Annotated in this window: 19 protein-coding genes; 6 read left to right on the forward strand and 13 right to left on the reverse strand. The window is 55.5% G+C overall.

The genetic code is table 11. From position 1 onward, the window contains the following. Window positions 1-44 precede the first annotated feature (44 nt). A complete protein-coding gene (locus ACE3NW_RS00600; RefSeq protein ID WP_374279437.1) occupies window positions 45-521 on the forward strand; it encodes a chemotaxis protein CheW in 477 nt (158 codons plus the stop codon). A gap of 707 nt (window positions 522-1,228) precedes the next feature. Here ACE3NW_RS00600 and ACE3NW_RS00605 read toward each other — a convergent pair. The 4 genes from ACE3NW_RS00605 to ACE3NW_RS00620 all read right to left on the reverse strand — a co-directional run bounded on the left by ACE3NW_RS00605 (window position 1,229) and on the right by ACE3NW_RS00620 (window position 5,285). Then, complete coding sequence (locus tag ACE3NW_RS00605; RefSeq protein ID WP_374279438.1) at window positions 1,229-1,462, reverse strand: hypothetical protein; 234 nt, start codon at window positions 1,460-1,462, stop codon at window positions 1,229-1,231. Between the two features lie 9 nt (window positions 1,463-1,471). Continuing rightward, window positions 1,472-2,092 (reverse strand): GDSL-type esterase/lipase family protein, encoded by a 621-nt coding sequence (locus tag ACE3NW_RS00610; protein ID WP_374279439.1) that lies wholly within the window; start codon window positions 2,090-2,092, stop codon window positions 1,472-1,474. Window positions 2,093-2,095: 3 nt separating this feature from the next. Beyond that, window positions 2,096-4,771: a TIGR03960 family B12-binding radical SAM protein gene (locus ACE3NW_RS00615; protein WP_374279440.1), complete on the reverse strand. Its 2,676-nt coding sequence runs from the start codon at window positions 4,769-4,771 to the stop codon at window positions 2,096-2,098. Between the two features lie 172 nt (window positions 4,772-4,943). Next, window positions 4,944-5,285 carry a hypothetical protein gene (locus ACE3NW_RS00620; protein WP_374279441.1) on the reverse strand — a complete coding sequence of 114 codons (342 nt, stop codon included), beginning with the start codon at window positions 5,283-5,285 and terminating at the stop codon, window positions 4,944-4,946. Between the two features lie 128 nt (window positions 5,286-5,413). Here ACE3NW_RS00620 and rnc point away from each other — a divergent pair, with 128 nt between their 5' ends. Beyond that, a complete protein-coding gene (rnc, locus tag ACE3NW_RS00625) occupies window positions 5,414-6,130 on the forward strand; it encodes a ribonuclease III (protein ID WP_374279443.1) in 717 nt (238 codons plus the stop codon). A 112-nt stretch (window positions 6,131-6,242) separates the two neighbouring features. Here rnc and ACE3NW_RS00630 read toward each other — a convergent pair whose 3' ends face one another. The 5 genes from ACE3NW_RS00630 to ACE3NW_RS00650 all read right to left on the reverse strand — a co-directional run bounded on the left by ACE3NW_RS00630 (window position 6,243) and on the right by ACE3NW_RS00650 (window position 10,860). Further along, entirely contained in the window at window positions 6,243-7,148 is a 906-nt protein-coding gene (locus tag ACE3NW_RS00630) for a flagellin (protein WP_374279445.1), read from the reverse strand. A 532-nt stretch (window positions 7,149-7,680) separates the two neighbouring features. Continuing rightward, window positions 7,681-8,409 (reverse strand): amino acid ABC transporter ATP-binding protein, encoded by a 729-nt coding sequence (locus ACE3NW_RS00635; protein ID WP_374279620.1) that lies wholly within the window; start codon window positions 8,407-8,409, stop codon window positions 7,681-7,683. 20 nt (window positions 8,410-8,429) lie between these two features. Beyond that, complete coding sequence (locus ACE3NW_RS00640; RefSeq protein WP_374279446.1) at window positions 8,430-9,107, reverse strand: ABC transporter permease subunit; 678 nt, start codon at window positions 9,105-9,107, stop codon at window positions 8,430-8,432. After that, window positions 9,100-9,849, reverse strand: a complete 750-nt coding sequence (locus ACE3NW_RS00645) for an amino acid ABC transporter permease (RefSeq protein ID WP_374279447.1) — start codon at window positions 9,847-9,849, stop codon at window positions 9,100-9,102. The genes ACE3NW_RS00640 and ACE3NW_RS00645 overlap by 8 nt, the downstream gene beginning before the upstream one ends. Before the next feature lie 99 nt (window positions 9,850-9,948). Beyond that, a complete protein-coding gene (locus ACE3NW_RS00650) occupies window positions 9,949-10,860 on the reverse strand; it encodes a glutamate/aspartate ABC transporter substrate-binding protein (protein WP_374279448.1) in 912 nt (303 codons plus the stop codon). A gap of 702 nt (window positions 10,861-11,562) precedes the next feature. Here ACE3NW_RS00650 and ACE3NW_RS00655 point away from each other — a divergent pair. From ACE3NW_RS00655 to ACE3NW_RS00665, 3 genes are all read left to right on the forward strand, one after another. Then, window positions 11,563-13,245, forward strand: coding sequence for a bacteriohemerythrin (locus tag ACE3NW_RS00655; RefSeq protein WP_374279449.1), 1,683 nt, complete (start codon window positions 11,563-11,565; stop codon window positions 13,243-13,245). A 263-nt stretch (window positions 13,246-13,508) separates the two neighbouring features. After that, complete coding sequence (locus ACE3NW_RS00660; RefSeq protein WP_374279450.1) at window positions 13,509-14,963, forward strand: diguanylate cyclase; 1,455 nt, start codon at window positions 13,509-13,511, stop codon at window positions 14,961-14,963. Window positions 14,964-15,172: 209 nt separating this feature from the next. Next, window positions 15,173-18,424, forward strand: coding sequence for an EAL domain-containing protein (locus tag ACE3NW_RS00665; protein WP_374279451.1), 3,252 nt, complete (start codon window positions 15,173-15,175; stop codon window positions 18,422-18,424). A gap of 81 nt (window positions 18,425-18,505) precedes the next feature. On the opposite strand, the gene ACE3NW_RS00670 is transcribed toward ACE3NW_RS00665, so the two are convergent. Genes ACE3NW_RS00670 through ACE3NW_RS00685 form a run of 4 tightly spaced genes read right to left on the reverse strand, consistent with a single transcriptional unit; the run spans window position 18,506 to window position 23,026 of the window. After that, the gene (locus tag ACE3NW_RS00670) at window positions 18,506-19,330 is read right to left on the reverse strand and encodes a lysophospholipid acyltransferase family protein (protein WP_374279452.1); all 825 of its coding nucleotides are present in this window, start codon (window positions 19,328-19,330) and stop codon (window positions 18,506-18,508) included. Window positions 19,331-19,332: 2 nt separating this feature from the next. Continuing rightward, window positions 19,333-20,556, reverse strand: coding sequence for a replication-associated recombination protein A (locus ACE3NW_RS00675; RefSeq protein ID WP_374279453.1), 1,224 nt, complete (start codon window positions 20,554-20,556; stop codon window positions 19,333-19,335). Next, window positions 20,553-21,311, reverse strand: a complete 759-nt coding sequence (locus ACE3NW_RS00680; RefSeq protein WP_374279454.1) for a 16S rRNA (uracil(1498)-N(3))-methyltransferase — start codon at window positions 21,309-21,311, stop codon at window positions 20,553-20,555. The genes ACE3NW_RS00675 and ACE3NW_RS00680 overlap by 4 nt, the downstream gene beginning before the upstream one ends. Continuing rightward, window positions 21,308-23,026 (reverse strand): hypothetical protein, encoded by a 1,719-nt coding sequence (locus ACE3NW_RS00685; protein ID WP_374279455.1) that lies wholly within the window; start codon window positions 23,024-23,026, stop codon window positions 21,308-21,310. Before ACE3NW_RS00685 ends, ACE3NW_RS00680 begins: the two co-directional genes overlap by 4 nt. Window positions 23,027-23,301: 275 nt before the next feature. Here ACE3NW_RS00685 and ACE3NW_RS00690 point away from each other — a divergent pair, with 275 nt between their 5' ends. Further along, window positions 23,302-24,342: a GAF domain-containing protein gene (locus ACE3NW_RS00690; RefSeq protein ID WP_374279456.1), complete on the forward strand. Its 1,041-nt coding sequence runs from the start codon at window positions 23,302-23,304 to the stop codon at window positions 24,340-24,342. Window positions 24,343-24,344: the final 2 nt, after the last annotated feature.

The raw sequence follows: 24,344 nt of genomic DNA on the forward strand, positions 1-24,344 counted from the left end.
TTTTGGGCACACGACTGCGGCCTACTTGCGACAAGGGAGCAGACATGGATCTGAGTCAAAAAAAACAGGAAGACGAACTTCTGCAACTGGTGACGTTCAGCATCGGTGAAGAAGAGTTCGGGGTGAACATCCTGAAGGTTCAGGAAATCATCCGCACCATGGAAATTACCAAGGTGCCCCGCGCTCCGGAATTTGTGGAAGGCGTCATCAATCTGCGCGGCAAGGTTATCCCGATCATTGATCTGCGTCGGCGCTTTGGTCTTGCCCCCAAGGGGCATGACAAGAACACGCGGATTATCGTCATTGAAATTAACAATATTATCGTGGGTTTTGTTGTCGATGCCGTTTCCGAGGTATTGCGCATACCCGCGAGCACGGTGGAACCGCCGCCGCCGGTGGTTGCCGGGGTGGACTCGGACTACATCAGCGGCGTGGGCAAGTTGCAGGATCGCCTGCTTATCATGCTTGACCTTGATAAGCTGCTTTCTGGCGACGATCTGGAGATGTTGACGGCCGTGTAGCCCATGGTTCGCACAAGCTTTGGCAAACCTGCGGTTGCATGTGACAGTTGCATGCTGACGCCAGGAATCTCTGGTGTCGTCCGCAAGCTGGCTTTATGCGCTGAGCAGGCCCGACCGTATGATGCGGTACGGCCTGCGGAAAAGGCGCGTTGAAGCACGGTAAGCCGAAGGGTATTTAACAGACAGGCCGGTTGTTCCCGGCCTGTCTGCGTTTGGGCTGCAAAATCTGTTTGGGAGAGGCGTGGACGCACCCAGGGCTGGTGGCAAGGGACAGAGGCGAGGGAAAATGCGCCAGCTGGCGGAGCGTGTACGTGCGCGTATGCCCCGTGCCATGCTTTCCTGGTTACGCCGTTTGCATCAGTCTGGGTAACACGCCTTGGTGGCCAGATGCCAGAGCAGGCCAGATGCCAGCTTTGCGCTTGCCACCCAGATAATCAGGAGGCAGCCCGGCCAATGGATTGGCCAGCCGGGCAGATGCAATTAGGGGGGGCATGCCAAAACAGCCCAAAAGCACAGAAGGGTCTGTTATTCTGCACTACAGGCAAAAAACAAACCTTCAGAGAAAAATTATCAGCAGGCGGGGTTGGGCATGAAAATCCGCAGCCAATATGCCCCTGCCAAATCAGCCAGCCAAAACCCGCAGGCAAGCCGCACAGACTATAGCAGGCATATTGGGGGGGCTGTCTGATCTGTTTTGCTGTGTGGCTTTACAGCTTGCTCATGGCAGGCTGGTTCACGCGGCGGCTTGATCGCAAAAACAGCTCTTCCACAATGACCTTTTCGTAATCGGGCGCAAGGGCCAGATCGGTATGCAGAGCGCTGCAAAGCATGCTTTCGAGCTGCTGGGTTTCTTCCCAGATTTCAAGCAGTTCGTCGTCTGCCAAAGTTTTGACACGTTCTGCAAAGGGCTGTTCGTCAATAAAGGGGATACATGAACCCATTGTGTTCTCCTACTGTGCTGCACGCATGAAGGCGCGTACACATTCCTGCGCCATAAGCGTTTGCGCCATAAGGGCGCAGCCCTGCGAACCAGGGTGCAGCCCGTCGCTCAGATCATTCATATAGTCATTGGCATCAGCCAAAAAATCATACACCTGGGCAAAGGCTATGCCGCGCTTGGCGCACAGTTGCTGCTGCAATTTGCCAAGCTGCCCTATGCGGGCATTTGCTGCGGCATCCTTGATCGGCGGCGGGCTGATGACCAGGGTTGGCGCGACAATTGCCGCTTCTGCAAGCAGCTGATCCATAAGGGTTGCCGCCTGTTGCGGATCAGCTGGCTGGCCGCCGCCGGGGGCAGCCATATCAACCACGCCGGTGCAAAATACAAGGCGCGTAACCATGCCCGGTATGAGCCTGTTTTCCAGCTCGGAGCGCCAGCGGGCGGCTATTTTTGCCGTGCTGTGCCGCCGTGCGCCAAGATTGTAAAAAGTGGCGCGCGGTATGGGGCAAAGCCCGGCCTCGTGTGCCTGCACCGCCAAACGGCTCACCCAGCCACCCGGCATGTGGGCATCGTTGACACCCTGTGTCAGCGAATCGCCAAAAAAGAACCAGGCTGATGTGGTGTGCGGCATTGGCTACTCTGGATACGACTGCCCGTCTGTAAATATCTGCGCAGTTTTGAACAGGCCTATGCGTTGGCGCAGAACTTCCGGCTCTCCCAGGGTTTCAAGAATTGCCATACACAAAAGCATGGGAGAGAGATAACCGTTACCCCAGTCTGCCACAAATGTCACGGCTTCCACTGTCCCGTCGTCGTTGTGTTGCGCAGACCAGTTGCCAAGCATCAGCCGAATGTCGGCAGTGCGGGGGCCTTTTTTGGTTTCTCGCGTAAACATGCGCTCTGGCAGTGCGGCAAACTCGGCAAAGCAGCGGGCAGCGGCTTCGGTTTCTTCTGCCGTGGGCATGCGCAGGGTAAAGGCCTCTGCAACGGCCTGCTCGGTGCGACGGCTTTTTTCCACTGGTTCTATGCGCAGCACGTCCATACCTGGGGGCAGCAGCGGGGTAAGGCGCTCTGCCACCTCTTGCGGGGGCAGATCCTTGTGCAGGGTGAGGGCAAACCATTCGGCCCGGCTTTCTACCCCAACGGGCAGGGCACGGCCAAAGGAGAGCAGCGGCATGGGGTGGAAACCCTGCGAAAAGGCCAGCGGCATGGCGGCACGGCGCAGGGCGCGGTCGAGCACCGCCTGAAGTTCAAGCTGGCTCAGGTAGGCGCTGCCCCCGGCCTTGCTGTGCCATATGCGGTACTGCGCAGCCTTGATGGTCAGCTCTGGCGTAATTTTGGGCGGGCGGCTGGTTTGCGGGCGGCACACAAGGCGGCCTTCTTCGTCGCGGGTGGGGGCATGGGCCATCTGGTCGCGCTGGGGCAAAACAAGCCTGTTGCGGTGCAGTGGCTGACCCGGCTCGTCGCCTGCCGTGGGGGCAGAGGCGTGCTGCATGCGCGAGGGCGCAACCTTGGTATCGCATGCGCCGCACTGGCGGCATGCACCGTAGCGGCAGTCGTCGGTAATTTTTTCCTCCAGCGCCCGTTCACGTTCGCGGAGCAGAAATTCCTCAGAAATACCGGCTTCCAGGTGGCTCCAGGGCAGTGCAGAGCCGGGTTCGCGGGGGCCTGTACACTGCTCGGCACTGATGCCGCATTCTTCCAGCGCTTCAATCCACGGCGGCAGCGAAAAATGCTCCATCCAGCTCGTGAATACAGAGCCCTTGCGGTAGGCTTTTTCGAGCACATCGGCCATGCTGCGGTCTGCGCGCGACAGAATGCCTTCAAGGTGGCTCATGGCGGGTTCGTGCCAGCGAAGCTTGAGAAATTTTTGTCCCTTGAACTGCGTGCGCACCAGGTTGACGCGGCGCTGCATTTCTTCCTGGCTGATCTGCGGAACCCACTGGAAGGGCGTGAAGGGCTTGGGCACAAAGGGCGAAAGGGCCGCCGTTACCTGAAGGCGGGGGCCGCCCCTGCCTGCGGCATCGCGCACCTTGCGGCAGATATCGGCAATGGCCTCAAGGTCGGCGTCCGTTTCGGTGGGCAGGCCGATCATGAAATAGAGTTTGACCAGCCGCCAGCCGTGCTCGAGCAGTTTTTGGGCGTGCAGCAGCAGGCCTTCTTCTGTAACGCCCTTGTTGATGACATCGCGCAGGCGCTGGCTGCCAGCCTCTGGCGCAAGGGTAACGCCCGTGCGGCGCAGGTCGGCCATGCGCTCGATGATTTCGTCATCAATGGAGCCCACGCGCAGCGAGGGCAGCGAAAGGCCAATCTGCTCGCGGGCGCAGCGGTCAAGCACGCCAAAGCTCAGGGTTTTGAGGGCAGAAAAGTCGCCCGTGCTCAGCGAGAGAAATGAAATTTCGTCAAAACCTGTTTCGTTGAGGCATTTGGTCAGCAGATCATTGATATTATCGAGCGAGCGCTCGCGTACCGGGCGGTAAACCATGCCCGCGTGGCAAAAACGGCAGCCACGCGTGCAGCCACGGGCGATTTCGAGCGAAAGGCGGTTGTGTACCGCACCCACAGGAACAACCTGCCGCGTGGGGTAGGCGGCATTGTTGATATCGGCCACAATGCGGCGTGTGGGGCGCTGATAGTCTTCAAGCAGGGGCTTGAGGGGGAAAACAGGGCTGCCTTCTGCATCGTATTCCTGCCGGAACAGCGAGGGCACATACACACCGGGAATTGTGCGCGATTGCAGCAGCATTTCGCTGCGGGTCCAGCCTTCATCCAGCGCTTTTTCAAGCATGCGCAGCACGTCTGGCAGGCTTTCCTCGCCATCGCCAAGAACCATTATGTCCACAAAGGGGGTCAATGGTTCGGCGCTGAGCAGCGCACCGCCGCCCGCAATGACAAGCGGGCATTCGGTGAGGCTCTGCGGCCTGTCTTCCATACGCAGCGGTATGCTCGCCAGATCAAGCATGTAGAGCACATTGGTGTAGCAAAGCTCGTGCGTGATGGAAAAGCTCAGGCAGTGCATGCTGGCGAGCGGCGTATCTGATTCCAGCGTGGACAGAGGAGTGTTGTGGGCGCGCAAAATTTCTGCCGCCTCTTTTTCGGGGGCCATGACGCGCTCTGCCCACCAGCGCGGCTCGCTGTTGACAATATTGTAAAGAATTTTTTGCCCAAGATAGGACATGCCCACATCGTAGGTATCAGGAAAGGCCAGGGCCACGCGCAAACGCACTTCTTCGGGGTTTTTACGGCAGGCGTTGTCCTCGATGCCCGCATAACGGCTTGGTTTGGGCAATAGGGGCAGCAGTGAGCGCATGTCTATCCTTGTGTGGGTTTGAGAAAAGGCGATGGGTGCAAAAAGGGCGGCGCAAAACGCCGCCCCTGAAGTAGCAGAAAAACCGAAACATCAAATTTTTATCCCGCGCATGCGGCTGCCGCTGGGGCAGATCTGCCTTGCAAACGGGCTATCTGCGATGGCTTTTCAGTTGTTACTTGATAAGGCCGCTGCCAGAACCGCCAAAGGGTTCGGAGCTGAACTGCATTCTGCCAAGGCCGCCGGCCACGGTCAGATTGGTGCAAGCTTCGATGTACTTGTCTTGCAGTTCCTGGGGGGTGTTGGCATAGCGATAGAGGAAATTTTTGCCCTCGATGCTGCCCGTAAAGTCAGGTTCAAAAGGATAGCCGTAGGGCAGCAGCATCATCTGCACGCCCTGCTGGGTAGGAACGGTCTGAAGGGTGGCAACCTCGTTCAGGCAGTCCTTTTCGGCATCGTACTTGCCGATGATCAGTTCGCCCGTCACCAGCTTCATCAAACGGATATCATAAGCCATGCTCAACTCCTCGGTAGTCGTTGGTTTTACCTAGGCACTGCCGAAGCGCATGTCAAGGTATTTTATGTTGCCATCGGTCATGAAATGACTACAGTACAGCTATGCAAAATTTTGACGCTACACAAAATATGCCACCCAAGGCCGTGGCAAAATTGCTGGAACCTGTGCTGGGGCATACCTTTGCAAAGCCAGAGCTTCTTGATCTTGCGCTAACGCACAGCTCATGGGCCAACGAATGCGGTACAGGGCAAAATCATAATGAAAGGCTTGAATTTCTGGGCGACGCGGTGCTTGAAATTTGTGTTTCGGCACAACTGTACAGCCGTTTTCCTGATGCGCGCGAGGGCGAGCTTACCAAAATGCGGGCGCATCTGGTAAGCACGGTGAGCCTGGCAGAAAGAGCCAGAAAAATCGGGCTGGACACCATGCTGAAGCTTGGCAGGGGTGAAGAAAGCCAGGGCGGGCGCACCCGCGACGGCGTGCTGAGCGATGCCTTTGAGGCCATGCTGGCTGCTGTATACGAAGACGGCGGCTTTGCAGCGGCGCAGGGGGTTGTGGCCCGGCTTTTTGCCGACCGGTGGCCCACTGCGGCAAGCAAGACCATGCCCAAGGATTACAAAACAAGGCTTCAGGAAGCCTCGCAGCAGCTATTTGGCCAGGCCCCTCTTTATACCCGGCTGGGCAGCCGGGGGCCTGAGCACGCAAAGGTATTTGAAATTGGGCTGAAACTGCCCGATGGAACAGAATTTGTGGCGACCGGCAGCAGCTGCAAAAAGGCGGAACAAAATGCCGCCCAGCAGGCACTTGCCAAGCTTGAAGAGATCAAGAACACCCAAAAATGCTGACACATTCCCCAACATGCCAGCGCAGAGCGGGCATATTCGGGAATGTCCCGGTCCGGGGGCACAGCCCCCGGACCTCCCATCTTTGGTCCACCACAGCCTAGTTTATGATGGCCTAACCGCCGATAAGCTTCATGGCCATCTGCGGCAGCTGGTTAGCCTGCGAAAGCATGGCCACCGCCGACTGTGTCAAAATTTGTTGCCGCACGAACTGCGTCATTTCCGCAGACACGTCCACGTCAGAAATACGGGATTCAGCAGCCTGGAGATTTTCAGCCTGAGTATTCAGGTTGGTGATGGTGTTTTCCAGGCGGTTTTGCATGGCACCAAGGTGGGCGCGGATTTTGTCCTTGGAAACAATGGCCAGGGTGATGGCCTCAAGGGACTTTTGCGCGGCATCCTGAGTGGAAACCGTAGCACCATCGCGCATGCCGCCCGCGTCATCCAGGGCCTGGTTGCCCACGCCCAGCGACGATGCCGTGGTGCTGCCGATGGTGATGTAATAGTAGTCTTCGGCAGAGTCGTTGCCGGTGCCAAAGTGTACCTTCAGCTTGCCAGCCGATGTCATGCCGCTGCCATCGTGCGTGCCCGAAGAAAGCGTACCGTTCAACAGATGGATGCCGTTGAAGTCGGTGGCAGTGGCGATTCGGGTAATTTCCGAAGCCATGGCCTGATATTCCGATTCGATCATCAGGCGCTGCGTAGAATCATACGTGCCGGTAGCGGCCTGTTCTGCCAGCTCCTTCATGCGGGTGAGCTTTTCGTCAATGATACCCAACGCGCCGTCGGCGGTCTGGATCATTGAGATGGCGTCGTTGGCGTTACGCGCGCCCTGATGCAGAGTGGTAATATCTGCACGCTGCAATTCGCGAATTGCCAGGCCAGCAGCATCATCGGCGGCACTGTTTACACGAAGGCCCGATGAAAGGCGCTGTGTTGACTTGCCCAATGCCGCGTAATGCGAATTTAAATTTCTGGCCGTGTTGGCGGCCATCATATTATGGTTAATGACCAAAGACATGGGACACCTCCTGGTGGTTACTAAGCTGTACTCGCCGAGATGCAATCCATGTGCCAATAAAAAATATTCAAATTTTACAGTGTGTTATATTTACAAAAAATAAAGGGGAAAATTTTTCCTGCGGCAAGAAGGAATTTTTGACAGTATCACAAGGCGCTCAATATTCTGGCAAAGGCATAAATTGGGGGCCACCAGGCTGCCAGCGGCTGCGACATATGGCTGGGCAAAAGTGGGGCACACAACGGTGTATGAACATGTGCCAAGAGATATCGGCTTGAATCAGAGAGTCGTGGCACGGTACGAAACCATGCTTTGCCGACTGGCTGCCGCAAAATATGCGAAAAATTCTGGAAACTACCAATAATTCTGGACACTACTCACTACTCACTGCCTGCGCAGAGGAGGCCGTGCCAGTGGTGGGCAGATGTGCCAAAATCCTCAGTTGGGTGCATAACAACGTCAAAGCCCCGGCCTGACCTACCATGTGCATGGAGAGGTTCAGACCGGGGCTGAATTTTATGCGGCGTATGCGCTAGTGGGGAATGATGTTGGCCAGAAAATCCTTGGCGCGCTGGGTGGCGGGGTTGTCGAAGAACTTGTCCTTGGAGGAATCTTCAAGGATAGAGCCGTTCTCCATAAACAACACCCTGTTGGCCACCTTGCGGGCAAAGCCCATTTCGTGGGTAACAACCATCATGGTCATGCCCTCGTAGGCCAGTTCAACCATAACGTCCAGCACTTCGTTGATCATTTCGGGGTCAAGGGCTGAGGTGGGTTCATCAAACAGCATGGCAACAGGGTCCATGCACAGGGCACGGGCAATGGCCACGCGCTGCTGCTGGCCGCCCGAAAGCTGCGAGGGGAACTTGTCTGTCTGCGGTTCAAGGCCCACGCGTTTGAGCAGCATAAGGCCCTTTTCCATGGCTTCGTCACGGCTGCGCTTGAGCACTTTTTCCTGCGCCAGTACGAGGTTGTGGATAATGCTCAGATGCGGAAAAAGCTCAAAGTGTTGAAAAACCATGCCCACATGGCTGCGCAAACGGGCGAGATTGGTTTTTTTGTTGGTCACCTCTGTGCCATTAACAAAAATCTGACCAGACTGCACAGGCTCAAGGCCGTTTACGGTTTTGATAAGCGTGGACTTTCCCGAACCGGAAGGGCCACACACCACTACGACCTCGCCCTTGTGTATGCGAGTGCTACAGTGGCTGAGCACGTTGAAGTCACCGTACCACTTGGATACGTTTTCCTGAATAATCATGGCTTCATCGGTGGGATTGATCATAGCTTGAGTCTCTTTTTTACCATGGTTACGGTGACTGAAACACAGAAGCACACTATAAAATAGCCCGATCCTGCAAGCAGCACCATATCGATTTCGTAGCCGGTCGTTTTGCCAATGTTTGAAGCAGTGCGGAAAAAATCCGCCAGGCCGATGATATAGACCAGAGCCGTATCCTGAAACAGAATCATGCCCTGGGTCATCAGCAGGGGAGTCATGACGCGGAACGCCTGGGGCAGAATCACATAGATGAGCGTTTGCGACTTGGTCATGCCAAGCGCAAGTGCTGCGGAATACTGCCCACTGGAAACGCTGCGCATGCCCGCACGCACAATCTCTGCATAGTAGGCCGCCTCAAAGGCGGTAAAGGCCACAATGGCAGAAACAAGCCGTATGTCGGTTTGCGGCGAAAGGTTGAAAAACGAGCTCAAAAACTGCGGCACAATAAGGTAGAACCACAGCAGTACCATCACAAGGGGGATGGAGCGAAAGCAGTTTACGTATGCGGCAGAAAGCCAGCGCATGGGGGCGTACACAGAGATGCGCGCCACAGCCAGAAGCGTGCCCAGCACCATGCCCAGCGCAATGGCCGTAACGGTGATTTTAAGCGTAACCATTGCACCCTGGCCGAGCAGGGGCAGGCTCTGCTGAAGAATGCTCCAGTCAAAGCTAAACATTTTTGCCTCCTGTACTCGTGGAGGGCAAACGCATCTTGTTCTCCAGCAGTTTCATGGAACGCATCACCACAAAGTTCAGCAAGGCGTAGGCCAGCGTAACCGCGATAAATGATTCGTAGGCATAGCCCGAAAATTCCAGCAGGCGGTTGGCCTGGGCTGTGAGCTCGATAAGACCGACGGTAGACGCAACAGCCGAGTTCTTGACCATGTTGAGCATCTCAGAGGTCAACGGCGGAATAATGATGCGGTAGGCGTTGGGCAACAGAACATGCCGGTATGTTTGCGGCAGGGTAAGGCCAAGGGCCAGGGCGGCATAGCGCTGACCGTGCGAAAGCGCCTGAATGCCAGACCTGACCTGCTCACAGACGCGCGCGCCTGTAAAAAATCCCAGCGCGCATGTGGATATGATAAAAAATTGTATGTTGGGGTTCAGCTCTGCTTTAAACCACACACTGGCCTTGTAGGGCAAAAGGTCGGGTGCTGCGAGATACCAGATAAAAAACTGAACAATAAGAGGAATGTTGCGAAAAATGGTCACATAGGTTGCGCCAATGGTGCTGAGAATCTTGTTGGGCAGCGTGCGCAAAATGCCAAATAGAGAGCCCAGAACAAAAGCCAGAATCCAGGCGCAGACAGACAGGGCCACTGTTGTCAGAAAGCCATCCACCAGCCAGCTGAAGTAGGTGACGTTTCCAAACGGCGCCTGTTCAAAAAATATGCCCCAGTTCCAGTTAGCCTGCATTCGTTGGTTCCATCCCTGTGTAGTAAGCGTATATCATGTGCTGCGGGCTTAACCGCATGCTCTGGCGCGCTGCGTGCAGCGCGCCAGAGCACACCAAAATCAGTTCAGGGCCTTGTCGTTGGGGGCCTTGAAGAGAGCCTTCATTTCATTGGACATTTCAAAGTTCATGTTCATGTTCTTGGGCGGAATGGGCTGCATGAACCAGCGGTTGAAAGACTTTTCGGCATTGCCGTTGCCCTGTTCGGCAGCAATGCTGGCGTCAACCAGCTTCTTGAACTGGGCGTCGCCCTTGCGCACCATGCAGCCGTAAGCTTCAAAGCTCTGCGGCGTGCCAACAATGATCCAGTCGGCGGGCTTTTTGGCCTTGGCGCGTTCACCGGCAAGCAGGGCGTCATCCATAAAGAAGGCCACAGCGCGGCCAGATTCCACAGTGCGGAAGGCATCGCCGTGGTCTTTCACGCTGATGATGTTGACGGCAAGGCCCTTCTCGTCGTTCATCTTGTTCAGCAGCTTTTCAGAGGTCGTACCGGCGGTCACGGCCACGTTTTTGCCCTTCAGGTCGTCAAAGTCCTTGATGCCAGAATCTTTGTTGACCAGCAGGCGGGTGCCGATGATGAAGAAGGTGTTGGAGAAGTCAACCTGCTGCTGACGTTCCAGGTTATTGGTGGTCGAGCCGCATTCAAAGTCAAACGTGCCGTTCTGGATCAGGGGAATGCGGTTCTGCGAAGTGATGGGCACGTAGCGAACCTGCAAGTTGGGCATGTTCAGTTCTTTTTTTACAGCATCAACAATCTTGTTGGAGTAATCCTGAGCATAACCGATGACATTCTGCTGAAGGTCATAGTAGGAAAAAGGCACGGAAGATTCACGGTGACCCACCACAATAACGCCCGTTTCCTTGATTTTTTTCAAGGTACCGGTGAGCTCTTCTGCCTGCGCCTGACCGCCCTGAACAGAGGTCAGAAGAAGCAGAGCCGCCAAAGCGGACAAAATGGATTTCTTCAGCGCCATGGTTTCCTCCTGGAATGGCATTTACGGAAGGCGACGCCACTGTTGCCAAACAAAGCGCCGCGCAAGGAATGTTCAGCAAAAACTTTACCCAGCGCCGTCAGAAGCATGTGTCAACACATACCATTCTGATGGGTGAACGCCGCACACGGGCGGGCATTCAGGTAACCAGCTTTTCCCGGTTCTCCTGCCAGAGTATAATGGCTGCACACATGGCATGGCCTGTAGGGGCAGCCAAACACGCCGGGTGCGCAAGCAATATAGCGCACGCCGAATCACGCCACTGTAAACGATAAGACATCAATCAGCAAAGAAAAATACTGCAAAACCACCAGAGCCGTTTGGCGGCCCATGGCCCGTCGCTGATTGGTGCCTTGGGGGGGGAAGGCGCCTCTGCACTGTGCCAGAGTACATGAACCACAAGCAGTTATGTGGCGGCGAAATACATACAGCAGAATTTTCGTTAAAATACCTCGTCATCATTATAAATCTTGGGCATGCTGTCAATAAGCTCGTTGCTGTACGCCGGTTGAGCGCTGCTGAAATATGGAAGAGGCAGGGGCTGAATGCAATTTTTTTTGGTTTTGTGCTATTGGGTTGGCTTGTGTTGTCCGATAAAGAATAATATGACTAAACAACTCGGTTAATGCCGTTTTGACAGTTTTTTGCCCTCCCCCTGGAGTTCGCTTTTTAAAGGATGGGTTTATGGTATTTGTTTCCCATGCGATTGCTGTAGCTTTGCTGATTTCGTTGGCTGTTGCAGGCAAGATTGACGGTTTCTGGTGGCTGGCTTGGGTGGGTGTGGCCTTATGCCTGGCGGCAGATGCGGTGGTGTGGGTGCGTACTCTGGCAACCTCTGGGCAGATGCGCCAGCAGATGCAACAGGCGACCGGCGGTGGCGCAGCAGGCACAAGCCTTGCGGAAATGCTTGGTTCGTGTCTTGAACACATGGGCCGTGCAGATAAGCAGCTTGAGGCCGAGCGCCAACGCACCGCAGAGCTTGATGCAAGCCGTGCCGATCTACAACAAAAACTGCAAGCGGCGCAGGCTGAAAATGCCTCACTGGTTGACAAATTTGAGCGTGGGGAATCTGTGTTGCACAAGGCACACACGGTTTGCGCCAAGCTTTCTGCCGAGGCAAAAAATCTTGCGACACTCGTTTCTGAAGTAAACCAGGGGGTTGCTGTTCAACGCGACCGCCTGCACGAAACCGGCGGAGCCATGGATACGGTTTCGCAGGGCGCTCAGGAATCTTCCATGCGTGTGCGTGAACTTTCTGAAAATGCCCAGTTGGCCAGCGCCAGTGCCTCGGCCAGCAAGCAGGACGTAGACGGGGCTGTTGATTCCATCGGCAAGCTCAAAGACACCATCGTGCTTCTTAAGGAGGCCATGGCTGGACTGGGTGAAAAAGCCAGCAATATCGGCAAGGTAATGGCCGTCATTAATGAAGTGGCCGACCAGACAAACCTGCTTGCTCTCAATGCCGCCATTGAGGCCGCCCGTGCGGGCGAAGCCGGACGGGGTTTTGCGGTTGTGGCCGATGAGGTGCGTAAACTGGCCGAAAAGACCATGGGAGCCACCAGAGAGGTGGAAGAAGCCGTTAAAGCAATACAGCAAGAAACGCGGCGCAATGCCGACACGGTAGAGACGGCTTCGCAACTCAGCCTTGAGGGGGCCAATTCCGCATCCCTGGCTGGTGGCCGCCTTGGCGAAATTCTTGAAGCCATGTCTGGTACGGCGCAGCATCTGCACGCTGTGGCGGCTACGACAGGCGTGCAGTCTGACAATATTGAAGATGCCAACAAGGCTCTGGATGAAATACGCGTTGTGGCAGAGCAGACATCTGGCAACATGCAGGTGTTTACCGCAGCCTTGCTGACCTTTCAGGGTGGCATGGAAGAGCTTGATATGATTGTTAATGCCATGGTCAGCGGTGACTATGAGCGGGCAGCTTCCAGCAAGTTTGTGCAGTGGACATCAAGCATGGATCTGGGAATCGGCGAAATTGACCGCCAGCACCGCATGCTTGTTGACTATATCAATGATCTGCACAGCGCCATGTCCAACCACCGCAGCGCGCGCGAGTTGCTCGAAATTCTGCACAAGCTGCGCGATTATACCAGCACGCACTTCAGGGATGAAGAAAAGCATTTCGTTCACACCGATTACCCCACAGTCAAGGATCACCTTCAGATCCACAGGGAATTTGAAGCCAAGGTTGATGAAGTGGAGCGCGGCATCAAAGAAGGCACTATTACATTGAGCATGGACTTGCTGTCGTTTCTTAAAGACTGGCTGGTCAAGCATATTATGGGCATGGACGCGCAGTATGTGCCCTATGTCAAAAAGAGCAAGGGCGCGGCATTGGCCAAGGGCCGCACCCGCTGACAGTTATTTAAAGTGCGCCGTAATAAGGCCCGTTTTGTCCGTAAGTGTCTAATAACACAGAAGGGCACACGGGCCTTTTTTGTGGTGTGCCGGTTTTGCTGTATTTCATTGCAGAATACCACAAAATTATTCATATTACCCATTGGGAAAACTCGGCGCTACAGCCTTGCAGATTGCGGCAGCTCTGGCGTGAATGGTGTCGTACTTGCCTGTGTGGCACATGACCGTGCGCGCACAGCTCTGTTACAATTTGCGGAGAAAAAATGCCTATTCAGCATGTTGCAACAAATAACCGCCTTTGTGTGCTGGTCTGTGTACTGGCAAGCATGCTGTTGTCTGGCCATGCATGCGCCTTTGATACCGTTGGTGTGCAGCAGGATACGGTGGTGCTCACATCCGCAGAGCGTGCCTACATTAAAGATCACAAAAAAGTTACCCTCTGCGTTGATCCTGACTGGGTTCCCTATGAGCGCATAGACGCGGTCGGCAGACATGTGGGCATTGCCGCCGACCTTTTGTCGCTGGTTTCTGCCCGAACGGGCATCGAGTTTGAGCTTGTGCCCACACACGACTGGAACGAAAGCCTGAATTTTTCCAAAACAGGCCAGTGCCAGGTTTTGAGTTTTCTGAATCAGAGTACAGAGCGCAGCGAGTGGCTTATTTTTACATCGCCACTCTTCAGTGATCCAAACGTATTCATCACGCGTGAAGAGCATCCCTTTATTTCTGACCCTGCCGCGCTGGAAAACGAATCCATTGTCTTCCCAGAGGGTACGGCCATGGAGGGTATGGTCAGAGAGCGTTACCCAAACCTTGAGATCAAGCTTGCCAAGTCAGAAAACGAAGCCCTGGAAATGGTTTCTGCCAGGCGCAGTTCCATGACCATGCGCTCGCTGATTGTTGCGGCGTACACCATACGCAAGGACGGTCTGTTCAACCTTAAAATTGCCGGGCAGCTGCCCATGTATACCAATCACCTGCGCATTGGCGTGAGCAAAAGCGAGGGGGTGCTGCGCAATATTCTCGATAAAGGTGTGCAATCCATAAGCCCGCAAGAAAAGGGGCGGGTGGTCAACCAGCATGTGGCAATCAACGTGCAGACCGTGCTTGATCCCCGCTGGTTTTTTGCTGGCGGCGGTCTGGCGGCAATTATTGCAGCCCTGTGGGGATACTGGACATACCGGCTTCGCAAGCTCAATGCCGCCCTGTTGCACCTTTCCAATACCGACAGCCTGACCGGCCTTGCCAACAGGCAGAAACTGTCGAGCTGCATGGCCGAAGCAATGATACGCTCGCACCAGTTTGATCTGCCTTTTTCAGTGCTGCTGCTTGATGTGGATAATTTCAAAAACGTCAATGACACGTATGGACATCTGGCAGGCGACGCCGTTTTGCGGGCGTTGAGCGCCATTATCGTCAAAGAGTTGCGTGTGCAGGATACGGCTGGCCGCTGGGGAGGAGAGGAATTTCTTGTCCTTTTGCCAGAAACAGGAGCCGAAAAGGCAGTAGAGCTGGCAGAAAATCTGCGTAACAAGGTTGCTACGCATATGTTTGCTGCTGATCTGCACTGCACCATAAGTATTGGCGTGGCAGAAATGCGGCATGGTGATACGCCAGATACCCTTGTTCATCGGGCAGATACTGCGCTGTACAGTGCAAAGAAGGCTGGCAAGGACAGGGTTGCTTTGGAAGAAGAGCAATTATTTATTATCGAATAGTAAATAAACTGATTGTGTACTCAGATTATTTGTTGCTACACTTGCCTGTATTCCTGTTTTGAGTTATTTTTTTACTAATTTACGCGCTACATGAGCCGCATTCAATAGCTATCGGCTTTATCTTGTTGTCTATATTGCTTGCTGCATCAATGTGTTTCTGCTGTTCTGCCTTTTTTGCACCACACGCATTCTGATGCTGCGGGGTTCATATGTCAGAGGCCCATCCAAGCTTTCGCCCACAAACATCCATCAACGTTCCCTCATGGCTTCAATCGTACAAGCCCTTATGGGTTATTGCCCTGATTGATCTGCTTGTGCTGGGAATCATCCTCTTTGCTCTCTCAATAAGCCGTGAACGCGACTTTGAAACAGCAGCCAACACCCTTGAAAATGTCTCCCGCTCCATTGACGACATTCTTTCCTGGCGGTTTGAAAAAATTCACCTGGCGCTTCTTAGCACTGTAGACGAGGTGGAGAAGCAGGCGCACAATGGCAGCGTTAGCTGGGACAGTCTGGAGGGCTTTGGCCGCACCCTGGACGAAAGACTGCCAGAAACCTTGGGGTTTTTGCTTACCGATAGCCTGGGGCGGGTTATCTATGCCTCGCCGCGTGCCCTCACGGGTGATATATCTGTTGCCAATGATGAGCATTTTATTCAGCTGCGCAACAATCCCTTGCAGAGGCTTGCCATATCCAAACCCTTTTATGGTCATGCGTGGCCGCACCCCATCATTGTGCTCTCCATGCGCTACACGCAGCCCAGCGGCGAGTTTGGTGGTATTGTTGCCTGCGCTGTCTCCATAAACATGTTTTCAGCCGTGTTGAGTTCGGTGGATATTGTGGGCCCCTCTGCCATGGCCACGCTGTGGGATAACAAGCTTGGTCTGATAATTCAGCACCCGGAAGGGCAGTTTTATCTTGCTTCCAAGCCTTCGCCCCCGTTGCGCAAACTTATTGAGCAGGATGCCCCACCCACCATTTATCACCATAACCGTTCGGATTTTGATAATAAAAACAGAATTGCCTTTTTTCGCAAGCTCAGCCAGTGGCCGTTGTATCTTTCCATAGGCATATTTGAGCAGGACATACTGGTAAAGTGGCGTCAGGAAGTTTTTTCATTGGGTTTCCTGGGGCTGGTGTGTTTGTTCATTTCATTTTGGGGCGGCATTGCCTACTCGCGGCATGTTAACGCCCTGGCCGTGGGCGAAAAGCGCTACAAAGGCCTTTTTAACAACATGCATGCGGGCCTGGCCCTGTTTGAACCGGTTTTTTTGCATTCCGGTGCCATTTGCGATTTCAGGTATGTTGAGATCAACAAAGCCTACTGCACCATATTCAGGGCGAATCAGGAAGATGTAATCGGAAAAACCCTGCTGCACAGAATTGCTGGCAAAACCAGCAATGCCGCGCAGTGGCTCAACCCACTCATCAATACGGCCGAAACCGGCGAACCAGCTCGTTTTGATTTTTTTCTTGAAGGCAACAACCTGTGGATAGACGTGGTGGCCTACCGTCCCGAAGCGGGCAAAATTGCCATCATGTGCATTGATGTAAGCGAAAGCAAGTTTGCCCAGGCGCGCGCCAGCCGTGTTTCGCAAATGTATGCGGCCCTGAGCAGATGCAACCAGGCCATTGTGCGCTGCTCTACACGCGAAGAGCTGTTTGCAGACATATGCCGGGCAGCAGTGGAAGCTGGCGGCATGAAGGGGGCCTGGATAGGGCTTGTGGACAGCCAGACAGGCAAGGTAAACCCCACAAGCTCGTTTGGACTCAATGCCGATGATCTGCGCCGGCTCCATGTGTCAGTCTGGGAATCAGACCCCTACGGCTCTGGCCCCACCGGCTGCGCCATCAGAAACAACGAGGCCATCTGGTCAAACAATTCCACGGCCGACCCGCGCCTTGTGCCGTGGTGGCAGCTGGTGCAAAAAACCGGCTTTCTTTCAGTGGGGGCCTTGCCCTTGCGCCAGAGGGGAGAGGTCGTGGGCAACCTGACCCTCTACGCCATGGAAGCGGGAGCCTTTGATCCCGAAGTGCGCGAGTTGCTGGGCGAAATGGCCACCAACCTCAGCTTTGCCCTTGATAATTTTGCCTGGGAAGAAGAACGCCGCCGCAACGAGGCCAGAATCAACGAGCTTGCCTTTTATGATCAGCTTACCGGCCTTGCCAACCGCCCCTTGCTTACCGAGCGCATCCGGCTGGCCGTGGCAGCTGGTATGCACAGCAATCAGTACAACGCCCTGCTGTTTATTGATCTGGACAGTTTCAAAACCATCAACGACACATTGGGCCATGATCAGGGTGACACCCTGCTGCAACACGTGGGCAAGCGCTTGCTGGCGCTTGTGCAGGCAGAGGACACCGTGGCCCGTTTTGGCGGTGATGAATTTGTGCTGCTGTTGCAAGGCGTTTCTGACAGCCGCGATGAAGCGGTAAAAAAAGTTGCCTTTATCAGTCGCAAGGTGTTGAGCTCGGTACGGTCGCCCATTGTGGTAAACGGTGTTACTTGTCACTGTACTGCCAGTGTGGGGGTGGCGTTGTTTGGCTCTCAGGGCATTACGCCCGAAGAGCTGCTCAAGCAGGCAGATCTTGCCATGTATCAGGCCAAGGATGCAGGCAGAAACACCGTGCGGTTTTATGACCCGCAGATGCAGATGGTTGTTTTGGAGCGCATTGCCCTTGAGCGCGAGCTCGAAGACGCCATTGGGCTTGAGCAGTTTGTGGTACACTATCAGCCACAGGTCAACGAGGCCAATCAGGTGGTTGGGGCAGAGGCCCTCATACGGTGGCAGCACCCCACGCGAGGCCTGATAGGCCCTGCAGAGTTTATTCCTCAGGCAGAAGAAAACGGCATGATCGTGCGTATCGGCAACTGGGTGCTGCGCCAGGCCTGCGCCCAGCTGGCAAACTGGGCCGAGCAGCCAGAATTTTGCGGGCTTTCTCTGGCGGTAAACGTGAGCGTAAGGCAGTTTCGTGAAAGCGGATTTGTAAGGGATGTGATCGCGGCTGTACGCCAAAACGGCATTGATCCCAGCCTGCTCAAGCTGGAAATAACCGAAAGCCAACTGGCGCTCAACATGGAAGAAATTATCTCAACCATGGTTGAGCTGGGCAACCTTGGCATACGTTTTTCGCTGGATGATTTTGGCAAGGGCTATTCTTCCATGACCTATCTCAAACTGCTGCCTCTCGATCAGCTCAAGATCGACGGCTCGTTTATCCGCGACCTGCTTACCGATTCCAACGATGCGGCCATAGCCGGAACCATCATTGCGCTCTCGCAGAGCCTTGGCTTCACTACTGTGGCCGAATGCGTGGAATCACGCGAACAGTACAATGCCCTGCTCGAAATGGGCTGCAAGACATTTCAGGGCTACCTTTTCAGCCCGGCGCTTTCGGCAAAGGATTTTGAACAGTATATCGCCGATGCGGCAAAAGGGCCTTTGGCTCTGGCAGTTTAGGCACAGCCGTTCAGCAGATCGGGCAAAAAATAAGGGCGGGGTTAAACTCCGCCCTTTGCAGTCTGCATGCCTGTGGCCGCGCTAGGCGTTGCTGCCGTCCATTTGCTGCCATTTGGCGAGGTGGCTTTCAATATGTTGACAAATCGCCGCCTGTTCGTCCCTGCCCTGGCCTGTAATGCTTATGGGGCTTGCAAAATTGTAGCGTATGGCCATGCCAACCTTTACCGGGCCCAGTTCCTTGATTTTTTTGCCCTGGCCCCAGGCGTCGGTTTTAAGCGCAAGCGGCACAATGGGAACCCCTGCCTTTTTTGCAAGCTTGACGCCGATGGAGTTGAACATCTGCGGGTTAAACTCGCGCGAGCGGGTGTGCTGCGGAAACACTATGATGGAGATGCCCTTTTTCAGGCGTTCCAGGCCGCCCTCAAGCACAGCGGCGAGGTCTTCGCGCGGGTTGGTGCGGCCAACTACAATGGGGTCGCGCGAGCACATTACCGGGCCAAACAGCGGCATGGTGGTAAGGCTTTTTTTGACCACAAAGGTCACGGGGCGGCGGGGACGAATCATGGCGGGCAGCATGAATGTTTCCAGCGTGCTCATGTGGTTGGCCACAAACAGGCAGGGGCCGTCCACCGCTTCAATGGCATCCATTCCTTCCACCTCGATGGGGCAGCCCATGCGCTCAATGAGGTCTGAAACCCAGGCACTGGCATAAACCCATGCGGTATCGTCGCACTGCCCCTTGGAGGCACGCGCGCACAGCCAGCGCACCGGGCCGAGAAAAAGGCGGCTGTAAAAGCTGAGCGAGGGCATCATGCGGCTGAAAAAGCCCGCACTGGCATGTTGGCTGCTGTATGTGTCGCCCGTAAGAAACTTGGCTTCAAATGCGCCGTCAACAAAGGGATTCATGCCTATTCTTCCGTTTTTTTGATTTTGTGCAGTTTGCGCCACCATTGACTGAGGCGAGGTTCATCGCCGTTGTCGCGCGGCTGATAGAACCTTCTGCCCTCCAGCTCCTGCGGCAGATACGATTGTTCTATCCACGATTCCGGGTAGTTGTGGGGATACTTGTATTCCTTGCCGTAGCCCCATTCCTTTTGCAATTGTGTGGAGGGGTTGCGCAGGTGCAGCGGCACGGGCCGTGCGCCGTTAAGCTTAACCTCACGTGCTGCATTAAGGTAGGCGGCATAGGATGTGTTGCTTTTTTTGGCCAGGGCCAGATAGGTAACAGTTTCTGCCAGCGGAATGAAGCCTTCGGGCATGCCCACAAATTCCACCGACTGCTGGCAGGCCACTGCCAGCCCCAGGGCGTTGGGGTCAGCCAGGCCAACATCTTCAGAGGCGGAAAGTATCAGCCTGCGGCACACAAAACGCGGGTCTTCGCCGCCCTCAAGCAGACAGGCAAGGTAGTACAGGGCCGCATCCACATCGCTGCCGCGAATGGATTTGATGAGGGCCGAGGCCAGCTCGTAATGGTTGTCGCCGTCCTTGTCATGCCGAATGAGCACCTCGGGCAGCGCCGCCTTGATGTGCTCCAGATCGCGCCTGTCTTCGGGCAGGGCGCCCACGTATTCCACAAGGTTCAGCAGTGTGCGGGCATCGCCGTGCGATACGCCAGCCAGCAAATCTGCCACCTCGTCTGTCATTTGCAGTTGCAGATCGTTTGCGCCGCGCCGGGCCAGTTCCATCAGCTCTGTGCGGCCAAGAGGCCGCAGCCGCAGCACATGCAGGCGCGAGAGCAGCTGGCGCGTTACGCTGAACGAAGGATTTTCTGTGGTTGTGGCCAGCAGGGTAAGCTCGCCCGATTCCACCAGCGGCAAAAAAAAGTCTTGTTGCGCCTTTGAAAATCGGTGCAGTTCGTCCAGCACCAAAATTTCCACCCCGGTCAGCGAACGCCGCAAATGCTGCAAACCGGCCTCTGGCGCGCTGAGTCGCAGATAGGGCTTGCCGGTTGATTTGGCCAGCAGCAGGGCAAGGGTTGATTTGCCGCAGCCGGGCGGGCCAAACAAAAGCAGGCTGGGCAAGCGCCCAGACTTCATGATCGAGCGCAGCCGGTCGGCAAGGTGGCTCTGCCCCAAAAAAAGCGCGAGGTCATCGGGGCGCATGCGCTCTGGCAGCGGCTTGCTTACCGTCACCTTACGCTCCCTGGGGCGGCATCAACCTTACCGGCAAGCTGTGAGGCCCACCAGTGTACGCCAAGGCAGAGGGTGGCGGCGGTTTCACACCGCAGCACGCGTGCGCCGAGGCTTACAGGGGTAAAGGCAGCGGCTTGCAGGGCCGCCAGCTCACGTTGCGAAAAACCGCCCTCTGGCCCAACCACATAGACGGTAAGGCCTGGCTGGCCCGCCATTTCAGGGGTGAGCATGTGTACGCCGTCCTGAAGTTCCCAGGGCAGAATGCGGTGATCGGCTGCGTGCGAAAGATGGATGAGCTGATCCACACCGCCGGAAAGGGCGCGAACCTCTGGCAGCCAGGGGTTGCCGCTCTGCTTGGCCCCGGCAATCATCTGGCCCAGACAGGCTTCTTCTGCCGTGGCAGAAAGCTTGCCCTGGCTGTGGTCGCCCTGCCAAAGCCACACGCCGTGCGCGCCAAGCTCAACGGCCTTTTCCATAAAAAAGCCGCGCCGCACAGCCTTGCTGTAGGCCAGCGCCACCACGGCCTGCGCTTGCGGGGCAGGGGTGACGGTTTCAGAAACACGCTCAAGCTGCACGTTTTTTTTGCCAACCTTGCGCACCACAAAAATTCCCGAACGGCCTCTGCCGTCGAGCAGGCCAACTTCCGTGCCGGGTTCTGCCCGCAGAACCTGGCCGAGGTGGCGGGCTTCCTGCCCTTCAAGATTGGCCGTAGGCCCCCAGAATTCAGGGGCCAGATAAAAAAACGCTACGCTCATGATCCCACATTTTCCTTGCTGCTGCGCGCCTTGCGCACAGCCTTGAACCCGTCTTGCAGTGAAACAAGACGCCTGTAATTTTTGCGAATTTCCTGCCCGGCCGGGGTAAGCGAGTCTTCCGGCGGTTCCACATATTTGCGTTGCAGGTAGCTGTCGCGCAGGATTCTTTCCACACAGTCAATGACCGCGTCAACCAGACCGGGGAAAAAACTGACTATTTCAAATTTCAGTTCGTTAAGCAGATTGAGCGCCTCACGAAACATCTGCTGATAGGTGATGCGCGCACCCTTGAAGGTGCGCTGGCACAGGTCTTCGAGAATGCGCACGCGCCGGGCCTGCTGAATGTAGCTGAACCGCGTGCAGACCTCCTGATACAGTTCACGCAGATTCTCGAAGGCCTCGTCGTTGTCGGGCGAGAACAGATAATTGCTCAGCACCTTGCTGACGTTTGAGAAAAATTCGTCGCTGTAGCTGATCATGCGCCGCTGGTGCTTGGTAAGCCAGCTATAGAGGAACTTGAGCCTTTTTTCGTGCGTGCCCGTGTTTTCCACCACCTCGGTGCGCTTGTAGATGATGCGCCCCGTGTATTCGCCGCGCACAATATCGTTGAGGCGCAGGAACATGTTGGAGGTGTCCTTGATGATGTTGAGCCCGGTGAGCGCCTTGCCCGTAATGGGGTGCAAAACCTCCTGGGCCACAACCGAGAGGGCACGGTCTTGCCGCACGTTGCTGGGGTCAAAGGTGTGCTGGCGGTACTTGATGCGCAAAATGACCACCCGGCGCGGCTTGTCGAGAAAGAACCCGTCGCGGTCGATGCAGCTCAGCACTTCGTCCTGGTCGGCATCCACCGCCACAAGCGCCACTTTTTCCAGCAGGGGGTAACGCGTGTTTTCGCCATTGGCCATGTAGGTGGTGATGGTTCTGTCTGTCTGCCCAAGCACGCGCAGCAAAAAGCGCTCGCCCATCTTGTGCAGCTTGCGGGCAAACAGGGCGCTTGAGGTGCGGCGCTCGGAAACAATGGGAAAGCCGTACAGCTCCATAAGATACTGATACACAAACATGCGGTTGCGTTCGTAAATATCGCTGTCGCCGTATACAAACTTGCCTATGCGAATGCCAAAACGCTTGAGCTCGCTGTCGATATCCGAAGGAAACGAGGCAAAAATGCCAGCCAGGTGAAACTGCCTGTCTGCCCCCCAGGCCAGCACGTGGGCCCTGTCCATGCTGAGCAGGTAGGGCATGAGCGAGGGATAGGTTTCGAGCAGCACCGTGTCGGTAGAACGGAACTGCTGGCGAAAAATATCCTGATGCACGCGGGGCAGCCGCGATGCCAGGGTTTGCAGATTCTGCACCATCACCTGGTTTTCAAGCGGGCAGCATGCGCCGTCGCCCTCGGTAATAACCGGGTGCAGGCTGTCGAACTGAAAAATTTCCGAAAAATAGTCGAGCTGACGGGCAAAGGCCACCATGGCAAAACCCGGCAGCTCTTTGTATTCAAACATGTCGTTGTCAAACGAGGGCAGCAGCTCGCGGGCTTCGACCAGGGGATAGTTTTTGTTTTCCTGATACGGCTTGACGAGGCACAGCCGAATATGCACGGCATCAAGCAGATTTTTGAGAGCGTTGAGGTCGCTGACGGCAATAGAAGAGGACAACTGGGTAGCGTCCTGCCAGGGCAGGCCGTCCTTGCTGAATACCTCTTGCCATTTGATCATCAGTTTTTTCCTTATGGTAATTTGTTATTTACTACCCGCTTTTTAGAAATTTTTCCAGTGCCAATACAGGGGGTATCCGCAAAAGCGGCATCAGCAGCGGCTGCTGTGGTTTTTGGGGGATGGGTGTTGCCCTGCCGTACTGTTTGGGGGTGCAGGGTATGGAGCAAACAGCGGTGCAAAAGAAGTTGCGGCGACGCATGCCCTTTGCTACAAGAAATGCGTTACCCAAGAGCCGTCACGCTGGTGGGCGGCCTCACCATCAACCCCATGTGCCCATGACCGCCAACTCTGTTGAAAAGCATATTCTGAGCATCGTTTGCAGCGTTTTTGACGCCTATTCTGTGGTTCTTTTTTTGCCGGATGAAGAAGGCGAGGCCCACCACCTTGCGGCTGCCTTCAGCCTGGGCGAAAAAATTACCCCCAACGCATCGGTGCTGCCCGGCAAGGGCCTTGTAGGCTGGATTATCCGCAACCGGCAACCGCTGCTCGTGCCCAATTTTGATCAGCGGCAAAGCAACCTTGGCTATTACAGCGGCGGCGAAGAGGCCAATATCAAGGCCTTTATGGGCTGCCCCGTTCCCACGGGCGGCGCGCTGTGCGTTGACAGCAAGCGGCAGTATTCATTTTCGGACAAAGACCACAAGATTCTGCAGATGTTTGCAGAGCTCATTTCGCGCCAGCAGGGTTCTGCGGGGCGGCAGGAGCTTGCTGGTGATATTCCGCGCTATTTTGCCGAGCTGTCCGTTATTCAGGATCTGCGCTTTCGCTACAAGCGCTGGCCGCAGTTTGTGCAAAATTATCTGCGCATCATGGTTGAGGCCACAGGTTTTGACTATTGCGCGTTTGCCTCGGTGGACGAGCCAGGCGAAACCTATTGTGTCGAAAGCGAATCTGCCCGCCTGCTGCTGACAGGCGAGGAACCGCTGATTCTGCCCATGGGCAGCGGCATTACCGGCTGGGTGTTTCGCAACGACCAGCCCGTGATAGCAGAGGGCATAGAAGGTGCCCCCGCTGCTGTGCTGTTTGGCAAACTGCCCGACATGCCCGATTTTCAGGCGGCCATCTGCATGCCTGTTATGGTCAACAAAAGCACACGCGGCGTACTTTGCCTTGCGCACACAAGCCCCCGCCAGATAGACGAATCATTGCGCAGCTTTGTGCGTCAATCTGTTGACCATCTGGCCCTGTTTTTGGAAAACCTGTATCTCAAGATGCGGCTTAGAACCATGCTGCCCAGAGCGCGGGTACACAGCGAGGGCCCCAAGGCTTTTGATCCCGACACCGCTCCCGTGCCGCCTTCTTCAAAAGAATATTAAGT

It is taken from the genome of Desulfovibrio sp. (genome assembly GCF_041907885.1).
Classification (GTDB): Bacteria; Desulfobacterota; Desulfovibrionia; order Desulfovibrionales; family Desulfovibrionaceae; genus Desulfovibrio.